General features: G+C 38.3%; 17 protein-coding genes and 1 riboswitch. Of the genes, 14 read left to right on the forward strand and 3 right to left on the reverse strand.

From position 1 onward, the window contains the following. Positions 1 to 220 precede the first annotated feature (220 nt). Positions 221 to 1,369, forward strand: coding sequence for an FtsW/RodA/SpoVE family cell cycle protein (locus ACLIJJ_RS19820; protein WP_233316517.1), 1,149 nt, complete (start codon positions 221 to 223; stop codon positions 1,367 to 1,369). Positions 1,370 to 1,613: 244 nt separating this feature from the next. After that, on the forward strand, positions 1,614 to 1,862 hold the full coding sequence (locus tag ACLIJJ_RS19825; RefSeq protein WP_233316516.1) for a DUF2573 family protein: 249 nt from the start codon (positions 1,614 to 1,616) through the stop codon (positions 1,860 to 1,862). A 61-nt stretch (positions 1,863 to 1,923) separates the two neighbouring features. On the opposite strand, the gene ACLIJJ_RS19830 is transcribed toward ACLIJJ_RS19825, so the two are convergent. The 3 genes from ACLIJJ_RS19830 to ACLIJJ_RS19840 are packed head-to-tail and all read right to left on the reverse strand — an operon-like array spanning position 1,924 to position 2,736. Next, complete coding sequence (locus ACLIJJ_RS19830) at positions 1,924 to 2,256, reverse strand: spore coat protein (RefSeq protein WP_237941854.1); 333 nt, start codon at positions 2,254 to 2,256, stop codon at positions 1,924 to 1,926. Between the two features lie 13 nt (positions 2,257 to 2,269). Continuing rightward, on the reverse strand, positions 2,270 to 2,551 hold the full coding sequence (locus ACLIJJ_RS19835) for a hypothetical protein (protein ID WP_233316514.1): 282 nt from the start codon (positions 2,549 to 2,551) through the stop codon (positions 2,270 to 2,272). 53 nt (positions 2,552 to 2,604) lie between these two features. Next, positions 2,605 to 2,736, reverse strand: coding sequence for a YuzL family protein (locus ACLIJJ_RS19840; protein ID WP_233316513.1), 132 nt, complete (start codon positions 2,734 to 2,736; stop codon positions 2,605 to 2,607). Between the two features lie 183 nt (positions 2,737 to 2,919). Between ACLIJJ_RS19840 and ACLIJJ_RS19845 the strand changes: the two genes are divergently transcribed. The 12 genes from ACLIJJ_RS19845 to sufC all read left to right on the forward strand — a co-directional run bounded on the left by ACLIJJ_RS19845 (position 2,920) and on the right by sufC (position 14,108). Further along, a complete protein-coding gene (locus tag ACLIJJ_RS19845) occupies positions 2,920 to 5,283 on the forward strand; it encodes a 3-hydroxyacyl-CoA dehydrogenase/enoyl-CoA hydratase family protein (RefSeq protein WP_237941852.1) in 2,364 nt (787 codons plus the stop codon). Positions 5,284 to 5,308: 25 nt separating this feature from the next. Beyond that, a complete protein-coding gene (locus tag ACLIJJ_RS19850; protein WP_396953780.1) occupies positions 5,309 to 7,063 on the forward strand; it encodes an acyl-CoA dehydrogenase FadE in 1,755 nt (584 codons plus the stop codon). 158 nt (positions 7,064 to 7,221) lie between these two features. Continuing rightward, positions 7,222 to 7,578: an arsenate reductase family protein gene (locus ACLIJJ_RS19855; protein WP_233316510.1), complete on the forward strand. Its 357-nt coding sequence runs from the start codon at positions 7,222 to 7,224 to the stop codon at positions 7,576 to 7,578. 43 nt (positions 7,579 to 7,621) lie between these two features. Then, positions 7,622 to 8,005, forward strand: a complete 384-nt coding sequence (gene gcvH, locus ACLIJJ_RS19860) for a glycine cleavage system protein GcvH (protein ID WP_233316509.1) — start codon at positions 7,622 to 7,624, stop codon at positions 8,003 to 8,005. A gap of 146 nt (positions 8,006 to 8,151) precedes the next feature. Next, positions 8,152 to 8,499 carry a toprim domain-containing protein gene (locus ACLIJJ_RS19865; protein ID WP_233316508.1) on the forward strand — a complete coding sequence of 116 codons (348 nt, stop codon included), beginning with the start codon at positions 8,152 to 8,154 and terminating at the stop codon, positions 8,497 to 8,499. Positions 8,500 to 8,501: 2 nt separating this feature from the next. After that, positions 8,502 to 8,810: a thioredoxin family protein gene (locus ACLIJJ_RS19870; protein ID WP_251644708.1), complete on the forward strand. Its 309-nt coding sequence runs from the start codon at positions 8,502 to 8,504 to the stop codon at positions 8,808 to 8,810. A 139-nt stretch (positions 8,811 to 8,949) separates the two neighbouring features. Next, complete coding sequence (locus ACLIJJ_RS19875) at positions 8,950 to 9,303, forward strand: hypothetical protein (protein ID WP_233316506.1); 354 nt, start codon at positions 8,950 to 8,952, stop codon at positions 9,301 to 9,303. Between the two features lie 293 nt (positions 9,304 to 9,596). Further along, positions 9,597 to 9,700, forward strand: a riboswitch (SAM riboswitch). Between the two features lie 153 nt (positions 9,701 to 9,853). Then, complete coding sequence (locus ACLIJJ_RS19880) at positions 9,854 to 10,876, forward strand: methionine ABC transporter ATP-binding protein (protein ID WP_411411505.1); 1,023 nt, start codon at positions 9,854 to 9,856, stop codon at positions 10,874 to 10,876. Continuing rightward, positions 10,873 to 11,538 carry a methionine ABC transporter permease gene (locus ACLIJJ_RS19885; protein ID WP_233316504.1) on the forward strand — a complete coding sequence of 222 codons (666 nt, stop codon included), beginning with the start codon at positions 10,873 to 10,875 and terminating at the stop codon, positions 11,536 to 11,538. The genes ACLIJJ_RS19880 and ACLIJJ_RS19885 overlap by 4 nt, the downstream gene beginning before the upstream one ends. An 87-nt stretch (positions 11,539 to 11,625) precedes the next feature. After that, positions 11,626 to 12,462 carry a methionine ABC transporter substrate-binding lipoprotein MetQ gene (gene metQ / locus ACLIJJ_RS19890; RefSeq protein ID WP_237941851.1) on the forward strand — a complete coding sequence of 279 codons (837 nt, stop codon included), beginning with the start codon at positions 11,626 to 11,628 and terminating at the stop codon, positions 12,460 to 12,462. Positions 12,463 to 12,596: 134 nt separating this feature from the next. Next, the gene (locus tag ACLIJJ_RS19895; protein WP_233316625.1) at positions 12,597 to 12,962 is read left to right on the forward strand and encodes a carboxymuconolactone decarboxylase family protein; all 366 of its coding nucleotides are present in this window, start codon (positions 12,597 to 12,599) and stop codon (positions 12,960 to 12,962) included. Between the two features lie 360 nt (positions 12,963 to 13,322). Then, positions 13,323 to 14,108 carry a Fe-S cluster assembly ATPase SufC gene (gene sufC, locus ACLIJJ_RS19900; RefSeq protein WP_233316502.1) on the forward strand — a complete coding sequence of 262 codons (786 nt, stop codon included), beginning with the start codon at positions 13,323 to 13,325 and terminating at the stop codon, positions 14,106 to 14,108. Positions 14,109 to 14,124: the final 16 nt, after the last annotated feature.

Raw genomic sequence — 14,124 nt, forward strand, 5'->3', positions numbered from 1 at the left:
TGCCAACAGCCTCTGTAAGAAGCTTTTTCTAAGCTTCTTTTTTTATTGGAAAGATTTTTTGGGGTAACAAACATTAAATTTTGATTAAATGCTTGTCGAAAGTTGTTATTTGCTGCAATTACAAATATAATGAAGAATTGTACAAACTATTAATGAGCTTATCTTGTTTTTTTGACATTTTAAAACCTTAAAGTTTCACATATTCGAGGAGTAATGAAATATGACCCCAAACAGAAATACTTCAAAAATAGATTTTACACTTGTACTTATATTAATGTTGTTAAGCTTGGCAAGTCTTATTGCCATATACAGTGCTGATTCAAGTTTTGTAATTAAACAGGTTGTCTTTTATGTTATTGGAACTGGAATTATCGCTGGGATTATGCAGCTGGATTCTGATCAGCTTAAGAAACTATCCTGGTATTTGTATGGCATTGGAATTGTCTTATTATTGCTGCTGATTGTTGCGCCAAGCAGTATTGCCCGTGAAATAAACGGAGCAAAAAGCTGGTTCACGCTTCCGGGCTTTTCCTTGCAGCCATCAGAGTTTGTTAAAGTATTTTTAATCCTGATTTTATCGAAAGTTATTGTAGACCATCAGGAAAAGCATCTGGTAAAAACTTTGCAGACGGATTTCTTATTGCTGTTGAAAATAGGTGGTATTACGTTTGCTCCATTGCTGCTCGTCATGCAGCAGCCGGATTTAGGTACGTCTCTTGTACTTATTGCTATTATGGTTGGGATGATTTTCATTTCAGGCATCACATGGAAGATAATAGCTCCCATTTTTATTGGCGGAGTAACGCTTGCTACATCGATTTTATATATGGTTATATGGCATCCTGAGTGGCTGGAGAAATACTTAGGAGTGAAGGAGTATCAGTTTGGACGGATATACTCTTGGATTGATCCTTATAACTACCAAAGTTCAACAGGTTATCATTTAACCCAATCCTTGCTTGCGATCGGATCAGGTCAAACAACAGGAAAGGGAATAGGTACAAATGAAGTAGTACTTCCCGAAAACCACACTGATTTTATCTTTAGTGTAGTCGGAGAAGAATTTGGCTTTATTGGCGCAAGCATTATCATCAGCTTGTTTTTCCTGCTCATTTACCATATTACGAAGGTTGCACTTGAAACAAAAAATTCCTTTTATACATGCATATGTGTTGGGGTTATCAGCATGGTGACATTCCACGTGTTCCAAAATATCGGGATGACTGTTGGTGTTTTGCCAATCACAGGTATTCCTTTGCCGTTCATCAGCTACGGAGGAAGTTCTTTGCTTGGAAATATGCTAGCAATCGGGCTAATTTTCTCCATTCGATACCATTATAAAAAATATATGTTTTCAAGTGATGAATAACGTCATTAAAAAAAGATGTCCTTTGATAAGCAGCGCTCCTGATCCATGGGAGCTTGCTAATCTTAGGACATCTTTTTTTCTAGTACAGACTCAGGTTCTATTATTTTTTTATGAGGGGGAAAAATAATAGTGAGCTGCTAGTGCGGTTTAATCAAGATTGATAATCATTATCAATTGATTTAAATTTATAATAAAATATAATGAACATAATGTCAAATCAAAAAATGGGGAGGGAGCAATAATAGTGGATAAGGAATTTCTCGAGAAATTTGATTCATTACTGTCAAAATATACCGAGCTGCTTTTGGGAGAGGGAAATGACCACTTAAAGAAAGAAGTGGAAATTTGGATGCTTTACAACCAGATGGCGAAATCAATGCCGAGTTTAGTGAAGCATTGGAATGGTCAATTTCCTGAGGCGAAACAGCAGGTGGTCGATATCATTAGTGAAATAAAAAATTTAAATGATAATCAAAAGCAAAATAAAAATTAAATCATATGATGCTAGTAGGAGGACAACTATTCCTAGTCCTGTGCCTACTAGCATTTTTTTATTATTGCAAACTGCTGCCATAAGGAAATTGTGACTCATATCCTTTAAACTGCTGATAAGCTTGCTGCAATTTTTGCTGATCGGCTGATTCCAGCTTATACCAGCCTTCACGAAACATGAGATCATACAGCTCTCTCTGCATGTTTTGCGTTTCAGTGAAAATGCTGAGCAAATCATCGTACAGTTTCTCATTGCTTGCCTCATTAAGCGCTGTAGAATAGGATGCAGTCATGTATTTTTCGGTTGCCAGCAAATCATTGATGAAATCCCTGTCATTCATTTGTGGAGTTTTGGCTACTTGTGTTTCTGGATTTTGGACTTTTTGCTGATTCATGCTCTACCTCCGTTCACTGCTGTTGCAGTCCTTGTAGACTGCTTTGGTTAGATTCATTTAAATGAGCTAAGATTTTCTCATAATGCTGTTGATGCATTTGCCCGCATTTTTCTGCCTGTAACTTAATGTTTTGATCCTGGATATTTTGAGCAAAGAAATGGGCCTTTTTCATCGCAAGGAGATTCCAGGAAAGCATATCTGCCAAGTACAAGGAATCTTTAACTGTCACCATTTCCGGCGGCTCCATCATAACCCCTTGATTTTGGCTCATGCTGCTCATTGATTGCTGTTGCATGATAAAACCTCCAATATCTTGTAAAAGTTTATATAAAGAATGAAAGCTAGTTGTTATTTTTTATACTGATTGTTTTGACTGTTCCTTTTGCCGCCGCCGTCATTTTCTACTGTTGGGCCAGCATCTCCCTTTACACTAGCTGCACTAACTCCGCCTTTAGAAGGGTTTTTTTTCATCTTAGCCATAATTGTCACCTCCTTGCTAATATCCTTAGGATGGCCTATTTGAACAGAATTAAAGGTTAAACTTTTTTCCTGTAAGCTAATTTCCGCATATGGTTATTGTGAAGTTTATCATTGTTTTTTATTGTAGATAGGAAGGGATTTACTAAATTTGCATATGAATATAAATAAAAGGAGGAAAAATGAATGTACAGTATAAAGAAAGCGGCTGTCATTGGCTCCGGAATCATGGGGTCGGCTATTGCTGCGCATTTGGCTAATGTCGGGATCTCTACATTGCTCCTTGATAAGGTCCCGGATAGCCTGTTGGATGAAGAAAAAACGGCTGATTTGTCTCTTGCTGACAAGAAGGTTCGCAACCGTTTAGCTGCACAAGCGCTTGAACGGATCCGTTTAAGCAAACCGAGCATGCTTACTTCGGCATCTAACGAGCAGCTTTTAGAAATTGGCAATATGGAAGATGATTTCGAAGCCCTGAAAGAGGCTGATTGGATTATTGAGGCAATCACAGAAGACATAAATGCTAAGAAATCCCTTTTCTGCAAAGTAGATGCAGTGAGAAGACAGGGAGCAATCATTAGCAGTAATACATCAGGAATTTCGATTACTGAGATGAAAGAAGGCTTATCAGAGGATTTCCAAACACATTTTTTAGGAACCCATTTTTTCAACCCGCCCCGGTATATATTGCTGCTTGAATTTATTCCAACAAATAAAACCTCCTCTGAAGTAATTTCCTATATGAAAACATTTGCTGAAACTGTCTTAGGAAGAGTAGTTGTTGAAGCAAAGGACACACCTAATTTTATTGCAAACCGCATTGGGGCACATGCCTTTCTTACAACATTAGATGCTATGGTTCAAATGGATTTGACCATAAGTGAAGTGGATAGGCTGACAGGGCCATTTATTGGCAGGACAAAAAGCGCCACTTTCCAAACACTCGATATGGTCGGATTAGATACTTTTTTCCATACTGTTAAAAATGTGCGGAACAGGACAGAAGACACGATGGAAAAAGAGCAGTATAAGGTTCCTGTCTTCTTGCTGGAGATGCTTAATCACAAGATGCTTGGTAGGAAAACAAAGCAAGGCTTTTATAAAAAAACAAAAGAAAAAATGCTCGTGCTTGATTATCATACAATGCAATATGTAGAGGAACAAATCCCAAGACGAAGCAAAAGCCGCGAAAAGCTGAAAGAGCTTATTTATGACAGCAGCCCAACAGGCGTTTTTTTATGGAAAACTGTTATGCCGTATCTGCTTTATTCTGGTGAGCATGCACTGGAGATTGCGGAAAACATTTTTCAAATTGATTTAGCAATTAAAACAGGCTTCAATTTCAAACAAGGTCCTTTTGAAACATGGGATGAGATTGGCTTAACGGAATCCCTCGAAAAACTTAAGGGTGAGAACCAAAAGCTGCCAGAATGGATAGAAGACATGATCAAAAATGGGTTTACAAGCTTTTATAAGAGTGTCGATGGGAAGCGCTCCTACTACCATAATGGCAAATATGAACCAATACCGCTGACAAACGATCAATATCGGCTAGAGCATAAAAGGCAAAGCGGAAAAGTGATAGCAGGTAATAAAGCAGCAAGCATAGTTAATATGGACGATGGTGTCCTGCTATTGGAAATGCACAGTCAAAATAATATTATCGGTATGGATATGATAAAGATGCTAAATAAGGCTGTAACGATTGCAGAGAGCACAGACAGCATAAAAGGTCTTGTAATTGGAAGCAGCGGAAAGAACTTCAGTGCAGGAGCAAATTTGGCTATGATGCTGCTTGAAGGGCAAAATCAGGATTATTTAGAATTAGAAATTGTGGTGAAAGAGTTTCAGGAAGCTCTAAAGCGTATCAAATACTGTAAGAAGCCAGTTGTTGCAGCGAGCCATCGCAAAACATTAGGGGGCGGTGCGGAAATCTGTCTTGCTGCTGCCAAAATTCATGCATCGATTGAAACATATATCGGTCTTGTTGAAATAAGCGCAGGGCTGATTCCAGGCGGAGGAGGCACAAAGGAGCTGTACTTGAACTTGCTGGATGAACAAGATGGTATCGATCACAGTCATTTAATCACAGCTGCAGCGAAGGCTTTTGAAGCAATATTGACTAGCAATGTATCCACTTCAGCAGAGGAAGGGAAAACAATTGGCTTTTTAAGCAGCGAAGATAGTATTACTTTTAACAGTCTTAATGTTATGGAGGAAGCTAAGCAAACAGTAATCAAACTGTTTGAGACAGGTTATGAACCACCTGTTGTTAAGAAAATACCAGTGGCCGGCAAGGAAGGCTTCCACCTTTTGCAAAAGAAGGTGCAGGATTTTGCTAGTAAAGGCGCTATCACAAAGCATGGGGAAATTATTGCAGCTAAACTTGCTTATGTCCTGACTGGAGGCGATGTGCCTATTCAGACAGAAGTGGAGGAAGATTATTTGCTTGGCTTGGAAAGGCAGGCATTCATTGACTTACTGAAGGAGAGGGAGACACTTCGCAGAATGCTGTACTTATTGACTGCAGGCAAACCGCTGCCATTGTGACTAAGAAAGAAGGAGTGGAGAAATGATGAAAAAAGGCGCAAGTTTTCTTCTTGAAGATACGAGCTGGAAAGATGTATACACACCAGAGGATTTTTCGGAAGAACATGAACTTGTTGGAGAAATGACGAGTGATTTTGTCCGAAATGCTGTTATGCCACATCTTGACAGTATGGAGAAACATGATTTTAAAAAGGTGCTTGAATTAATGAAGGAAGCTGGCGAACTAGGTTTGTTAGGAGCTGATGTTCCTGAGATGTTTGGCGGTTCAGGTCTTGATAAGATTAGCTCTGCCATTATTTCCGAGAAAATGTCCATAGCCGGCGGTTTTTCTATTACACATGGAGCTCATGTCGGAATCGGATCTTTGCCCCTGATTTTATTCGGAAATGTTCAGCAAAAGCAGAAATATTTGCCTTCCTTAGCTACAGGCGAAAAAATTGCGTCCTATTGCTTAACAGAACCAACTGCCGGGTCTGATGCCCTCGGAATAAAAACAACTGCCGTATTGAATGAAGAAGGCACGCACTATATATTAAAAGGTCAGAAACAATGGATTACTAATGCCGGGATTGCAGACATCTTTACTGTGTATGCCAAGGTAGATGGCAAAGACTATTCAGCTTTTATTGTGGAACGTGAATTTCCTGGTGTATCTATTGGACAGGAAGAAAATAAACTAGGCATTAGAAGCTCCTCTACTTGTTCTGTCATCCTCGATAATGTCCTTGTACCTAAGGAGAATCTGCTCGGGGAAAAAGGCAAGGGTCATTTAATTGCCCTTAATGTTTTGAATCTTGGCAGATTTAAACTAGGTATGGGAGCAATTGGCGCAAGTAAGGAAGCATTGAAAGTAACTATACCTTATATTAATAATCGTCAGCAATTTCAAACCCCCATTTCACGTTTTCCCTTAACAAAAGCAAAAGTTGCTACAATGGCAGCACTCCTTTATGCTTCTGAAAGCTCTGTTTACCGGACTGCTGGTTTATTGTCTGAAGCTCTTGATCCATTGGAGGGGACAGAAGATTGGAAAATCCCCGCCAAGCTTGTCAATGAATACAGTATGGAATGCAGCCTCAATAAAATCTTTGCGTCTGAAGCTTTGGATAAAATCGTTGATGAATGTCTGCAGCTTCATGGCGGTAACGGGTTTATGGAGGAGTATGCGATATCAAGAATGTATCGTGATTCCAGGATAAACCGCATTTTTGAAGGAACAAATGAAATTAACCTGTTGGCAGTGACAGGTAACTATTTAAGAAGAGCACTGAAAGGGGAAGTTCCGTTAATAGCTGCTGCAAAAGCAGTTGAAAAGGAAATGTTCACCTTTATCCCAAGTGAGCCTGATGACAGCCTTCTTTCCCAGGAAAAACTGCTTGTGACAAATGGTAAAAAAGCAGTGAGCATGCTGTTAGGCTTACTGGCGAAAAAATTTATGATGGAAGCAGACCAGCAGCAAGAGGTGCTTGCTCATATTGCGACAATGATTTCCCACTTATATGCAATGGAATCCTGTATTTTACGGACCGAGAAGGCTATAGCCAAATCAAATACAGAAGAAAAACAAAAGGTTCTATATACAGAAATATATTGCCAGGAGGCTTTCCAAATCATTCATAATGAAGCAACTAATACTCTTTCATATATGGAGTCTGGTGATGATTTGCGCTTTGCGTTATCGATCTTAAAAAAATATACTAGATTCCTGCCGAAGCCGCTGATTGCGTTAAAGCGTGAAGCTGCCGAAAGTGTTATTAAAGCCAATGAGTACGTCGTATAAGTTCGAGAAAGAGGAGAAACCTGAATTGCGGCAGGTTTTTCCTCTTTTTTACTTTATAATAAAGATATATTTATTAGACATTGTTATGAATTTGTCCTAATTTATGATAATATTCAATTATATGTTCAAAAAAATACATAAGTAAGTAAGGTGATCATATGGAACTTACATATTATTGGTATCCTAAATGCAGTACTTGCCGCAAGGCCAAAAAATGGCTGGATGATAACGGGGTAAGTTACAAAGACGTACATATAGTTGAAAATCCTCCTTCACGCTCTACGCTTGAAGACCTATATAAAAACAGCGGTTTGGAATTAAAGAAATTCTTTAATACTAGCGGACAGCGTTATCGCGATCTTGGCTTGAAGGATAAAATGAAGGATATGTCAGATTCAGAGCTTTTAGATATACTGGCTTCTGATGGCATGCTGATCAAACGTCCTCTCACAACTGATGGAAAAAAGGTTACGTTAGGGTTTAAGGAAGAGGATTTTAAAGAAAGCTGGACATAATTGTGCCGCTTGAAGGATATTAATCTATTTGGAGGGATATTGCATGAGTGCACCGAAAGATTTGCGTTATTCAGAAGAACATGAATGGGTAAAAGTTGAAGGAGAAAATGTGCGTATTGGAATTACACATTTTGCTCAATCAGAATTGGGAGATATCGTGTTTGTTGAGCTTCCAGAAGTTGGAGACGAAGTAACAAAGAACGAGCCTTTCGGCAGCGTAGAATCTGTTAAGACAGTTTCTGAACTATATGCGCCAATCAGCGGCAAAGTAGTAGAAGTAAACGAAGATTTAAGTGATAATCCTGAATACGTAAATGAATCTCCATATGAAAAAGCTTGGATGGTTATTATTGAGCCGTCTAATATTGCCGATGCAGAGCAATTAATGACAGCAGAACAATATGATAAAATGACAAACGAAGATTGATGTTAAAGAAGCACCGTTTTGGTGCTTCTTTTCGTTTCAAATGCCGATAACTTTCACTCCAATTAGCAATATGTTAAAGTATTACATAATATAACTTGCAAGATGCGGGGATACTAGCTGCAAAAATAATACTTCAGGTGATTATAATGGAAAAAATTATTATTGTCGAAGGTACATCAGATAAGCGGAAAGTAAAGGATATTGTAAGAGAACCAGTAGATATTATTTGTACGAATGGCACAATCGGGATTTCGAAATTAGATGATCTTATTGAAGACTTATTTGACAAGGATGTTTATATTCTTGTTGATGCAGATGCATCTGGAGAAAAAATCAGAAAGCTCTTCAGAAAGGAATTGCCAGAAGCAGAGCATATATATATTGATAAAATGTATCGGGAAGTTGCAAGTGCGCCTGAACATCATATTGCGGCTGCATTGCTGCAGGCGAATATAGATATCTACCCTAAATTTTTAGATATGAGGATGAGATAGTCATGATTGAATGCACAGAAGACGGACTGCGGTCTGCCTTAAAGGAGCGGGAAAGGGAGCCGTTCTTTCTTTACTTATACACACCGATGTGCGGAACATGCATGGTGGCGAGCAAAATGCTTACTGTTGTTGAAGCAATGAACAATAATGTATCGATAGGGAAAATGGATTTGAACTATGCACCTCAGTTAGCAGAGGAGTATAAAATAGAAAGTGTACCCTGCCTGTTAATTTTTCAGGAGGGACAATTAACAGAAAAAATCTACCGTTTCGAATCAGTGCCACATTTATTAGAGAAAATGTCTTCCTAACAAGTATTCCATTCGACAAGATTTTTTGTATTTCCCGGGAAATGGTGAAACATGTCTAAAAGTATTTAGGTGTTTTTAGAGGGAATAATGGGAGAAAACAGAATTACCTACTATATGAAAATATAGAGGGTGTGAAGCAATGGGGCATATTTTCAATCAGTTAGTGAAAAATTTGAATCAAAGTCATGTCATAAAACCGCTGCTTAGAAGAGAAGCTTTTATTATTAAGGTTGAAAGCGGAGAAAGCAGCTTTTATTTAGAATTAAAGAATGGTGTTTTTACCGTACTGCCTACTGCTGATAACCACACTATTTTATTAAAAGGCAGCCGAAACTCCATTGAAGACGTTTTTGAAGGCAGAGTGCTGCTCCGACGTGCGAAGAAAGAGCAGGATGTGGAAGTTCATTCATCTTTGAGAAAACTGTTGCTATTAGAATCACTGTTTCACCTAGTGAATGTTAATGAACAAGCTTGGTGTAAAAGCTGCTCTTAACCAAAAACTTCCTTAATTTAAAGGAAGTTTTTATTTTGAAATAATGTTAATTAATTGTAAGTGTTTCCAAGGATTATCGTCGAGTAAGTCTTTTGAGTGGGATATTGACAGTATTTTTAGAAAAGTTAACCATATATATTATTGTTAGAAAATATTACAATAAATAAACATATAATTCAGAAAAAACACTATATTAGGAACTTAAAAAAAATGATTGACACCTTCTGTTTTCCCATGTTACATTACGACTATCAAATTTATTCAGCAAACTTATTATAACTATATATTCTATACTCTTATCGAGAGAGGTGGAGGGATGTGCCCTATGAAGCCCGGCAACCGTCAAAGTATGACATGGTGCCAATTCACACAAAGCAATTGCTTTGACAGATGAGAGGAAGGTTAAATCATAATGCCTTTCTGCTCATTTTATATAAGCAGGAAGGCTTTTTTTGTACCCAAAGTATGGATTAGACAATTCCGTAAAACACTATTTACGATAATAAGTAGATGGAACTTTTGATAAGACAGCAAAGTAGGTGAGTAAGACATGATTAATATTCAAAAGGTCAAAAAAATATATCCTTCGAAAAAAGGAAAAGTGACTGCAGTAGACAGTGTAGACTTAACGATAGATAAAGGAGAAATCTTTGGAGTTATCGGTTACAGCGGCGCAGGAAAAAGTACATTAATCCGCATGCTTAACGGTCTTGAAATTCCTTCAGAGGGCACAGTTTCTGTTGTAGGATATGAGGTTTCCAAAATAAAGGGCAGCAAGCTGAGACAGGCTCGTCAGGAAATCAGCATGATATTCCAACATTTTAATCTCCTCTGGTCCCGTACAGTTAAACAGAATATCAGCTTTCCGTTAGAAATTGCTGGTGTAGGAAAAGCAGAGCGTGAGAAAAAGGTATTGGAGCTGATTAAGCTTGTCGGTCTTGAAGGCAGAGAAGATGCTTATCCATCCCAATTGAGCGGTGGGCAAAAGCAGCGTGTCGGCATTGCGAGAGCACTTGCAAGTGATCCGAAGGTTCTGCTTTGTGATGAAGCAACATCCGCTCTTGATCCGCAAACGACAGATGCGATCTTGGATTTGCTTGTAGATATCAATAAACGATTAGGTCTTACGATTGTGCTGATTACGCATGAAATGCATGTTATCCGCAAAATTTGTCATCGTGTCGCAGTGATGGAAGGCGGCCGAGTGGTAGAAACAGGACCTGTCATCGATGTGTTCAAGCAGCCGGAACAAAACATCACAAAAAGATTTGTACAGCAAGTAATCGAGCCGGATGATGCTAAAGATACTATCGAGCATCTTGTTGCGAACTATTCAACAGGCAAAATCATCATGCTTGGATTTGTTGGCGAAAGCGCAGAAAAGCCGATTATTACACAGCTGATTCGTTCATTTGAAATAACAGTAAACATCATTCAAGGAAAAATTTCACCAACTCAAAATGGTTCATACGGAACATTGTATATCCATTTGGATGGTCAAGAAGAAGAAGTTGGCAAAGCACTGCAATTTCTTCAATCACAAGAAATTAGTGTGGAGGTGATTGAAGGATGACACAATTATTTCCGAATGTAGATTGGGAGAAAATGTGGACAGCAACAGTAGAAACGCTCTACATGACTGGATACTCAATCGTTATCACATTTGTATTAGGGTTAGTTTTAGGGATTACATTGTTTTTGACAGCGAAAGGGAATATGTGGAGCAATGTGGTCATCAATAAAATCATCAGTGCTATCGTTAATATTTTTCGCTCTATTCCGTTCATCATTTTAATCGTTTTGCTTATTCCATTCACTAAGCTGCTAGTCGGCAGTATGATAGGAGCAGATGCTGCATTGCCAGCATTGATTATCGGCGCAGCACCATTCTATGCAAGACTTGTTGAAATTGGTTTGAGAGAAGTGGACAAGGGTGTAATTGAAGCAGCTAAGGCTATGGGAGCAAAACCGATGACAATTATCGCAAAGGTCTTAATCCCAGAATCATTGCCAGCATTAGTTTCCGGGATTACTGTAACGGCCATTGCCCTTGTTGGTTCTACTGCAATGGCAGGTGTTATCGGTGCAGGCGGATTAGGAAATCTTGCTTATCTGGAAGGGTTCCAGCGAAGCAGATCTGATGTAACTTTGATTGCGACAATTATCATCTTGATTATCGTGTTCGTCATCCAATTTATTGGTGACATAATAACATCGAAAATTGATAAAAGATAATGTTATTTTCTTGATTTTCTTTCCTGCTGTATATGTGGGCGGAAATCATGCAAGATAAATAAAAAAACAAAAAGAGGGGTAAAACGCATGAAGAAATTATTATCATTACTATTTGCACTAGCTTTAGTGTTGGCTTTAGCGGCTTGCGGTTCATCTAAAGATGAAGATTCATCATCAGGCAGCGACGATAAAAAAGAATTAGTAGTTGGAGCTTCAAACGTTCCGCATGCTGAAATTTTGGAAAAAGCAAAACCAATCCTGGCTGACAAAGGTATTGACTTAAAAATTGAAGTATTCCAAGACTATATCTTGCCAAACAAAGCTTTAGAATCTAAAGAATTAGATGCAAACTATTTCCAACATATTCCTTACCTTGAAAATCAAATTAAAGAAAACGGCTATGACTTTGTCAGCGCTGGAGCAATCCACATTGAACCTATGGCTGTTTACTCTAAAAAATACAAAAGCTTAGATGAACTTCCAGATGGCGGAACAGTAATTTTCTCTAACTCTGTGGCAGAACAAGGCCGTGTGCTTTCACTATTGGAAAAAGGCGGTTTAATCAAGCTTAAAGATGGCGTAGATAAAGTAAGCGCAACGGTTGACGATATTGCAGAAAACCCAAAAAATATTAAATTCAAACCTGATTATGAGCCATCATTGTTGCCGCAAATCTTCAATAACAACGAAGGTGACGCTGTTGTAATCAATGCTAACTATGCATTGGACACTGGCCTAAACCCAGTTGAAGATTCCATTGAAATTGAAGGCAGCGAGTCTCCATATGCAAACATCATCACAGTTCGCAAAGAAGACGAAAATAAAGAAGAAATTAAAACACTTGTTGAAGTATTACAATCTAAAGAAATTCAAGATTTCATCAACGAAGAATATAAAGGTGCAGTTATCCCTGTATCTGAATAATACGCAGAAACGCTCTTATCTCTAAAGAGCGTTTCTTTATTTTAAGGAATAAGAATTACTTCATTTATCAATACTAAGTTTGCGATTCACATTGCAATTTAGTGCTAACTTTTGAAAAATGGAGGCTATGATTGATGGATATGCAAACACATGGTTCAATAGGAAATGCAATTCACCACTATAAAGAAGGATTAGGAACATTTACGAAAAAAATGCCTGAGCTTGCTGAATTATTTAATGCATATACGGAGAAATGCTTCCAAGAAGGACATTTATCGCAAAAGGAAAAGCAGCTTATCGCATTAGGAATTAGCTTGTATTCTCAAGATGAATACTGCATTATCTATCACGTAAAAGGCTGCATCGACCAAGGCGCTACAGAAGCAGAAATCCTCGAAGCAATTGGTGTCACTGCTGCTTTCGGAGGCGGAGCTGTTATGAGTCAGGCTGTTACATTGGTGCAAGAAGCAATGGCAGAATTTACATCAATCCAGCAATAAGCATGAAGATACGCAGGAAGTAAGGAGCCGGGGGTTAGCGTTAAGCGTCTTCCGGCTCCTTCTTCATGATGTGTTTTTTTGGAATATATAATAAGGAAGGAAATTGTTTTTACTACTCAAGTTTGACAGTGGAAAAATGACAATAATTCCCTCCAGTGTACTACAGCAAAATGAAAAAATCGCCATATTTTAAAAAATACATAATATTTGGTATTATTATGTGTAATGAACAAATAAGTTTGGGGCTACAAAGGTTGCCATTAGATTTTATTTGTTATAAGATTAGAATGATAATAAATTGATAATGAAGTTTCGACAATTTTGTGAACAAAACTTCTTTTACTGTGGAGGTATTAAATAATGGGTCAATCTAAATTAGTAATTAATGACTTACATGTAGCAATTGATGAGAAAGAAATTATCAAGGGTTTAAACCTTGAGGTTAAAGGCGGAGAAATCCATGCAATCATGGGACCAAATGGTACAGGTAAATCAACTCTTTCTTCTGCAATCATGGGACATCCTAAGTATGAAGTAACAAGCGGAAGTGTTCAGCTTGATGACGAAGATGTATTGGAAATGGAAGTAGACGAACGCGCCCGTGCTGGCCTTTTCTTGGCAATGCAATACCCAAGTGAAATCAGCGGTGTCACAAATGCTGACTTCTTGCGTTCTGCCCTAAACAGCAGATTAGGAGAAGGAAACGAAATTTCATTGATGAAATTCATCCGTAAAATGGACAGCAATATGGAATTCTTGGAAATGGATCAAGATATGGCACAAAGATATTTGAATGAAGGTTTCTCTGGCGGTGAAAAGAAACGTAATGAGATTCTTCAATTGATGATGCTTGAGCCGAAAATTGCAATCTTGGATGAAATCGATTCTGGTTTGGATATCGATGCATTGAAAGTCGTTTCTAAAGGTATCAACCAAATGCGCGGCGAAGACTTCGGTTGCTTAATTATTACGCATTACCAAAGATTATTGAACTACATTACACCTGATTTTGTCCATGTTATGATGCAAGGCCGCATCGTTAAGTCTGGCGGACCTGAACTAGCTGCACGCCTTGAAGCAGAAGGTTACGATTGGATTAAGCAAGAGCTTGGCATTGAAGACGAAACAGTTGAACAAGAAGCGTAATAGTTAGGAGGACCCG

This window comes from Niallia laureatilytica (assembly GCF_046613985.1).
Taxonomy (GTDB): Bacteria; Bacillota; Bacilli; order Bacillales; family Cytobacillaceae; genus Niallia.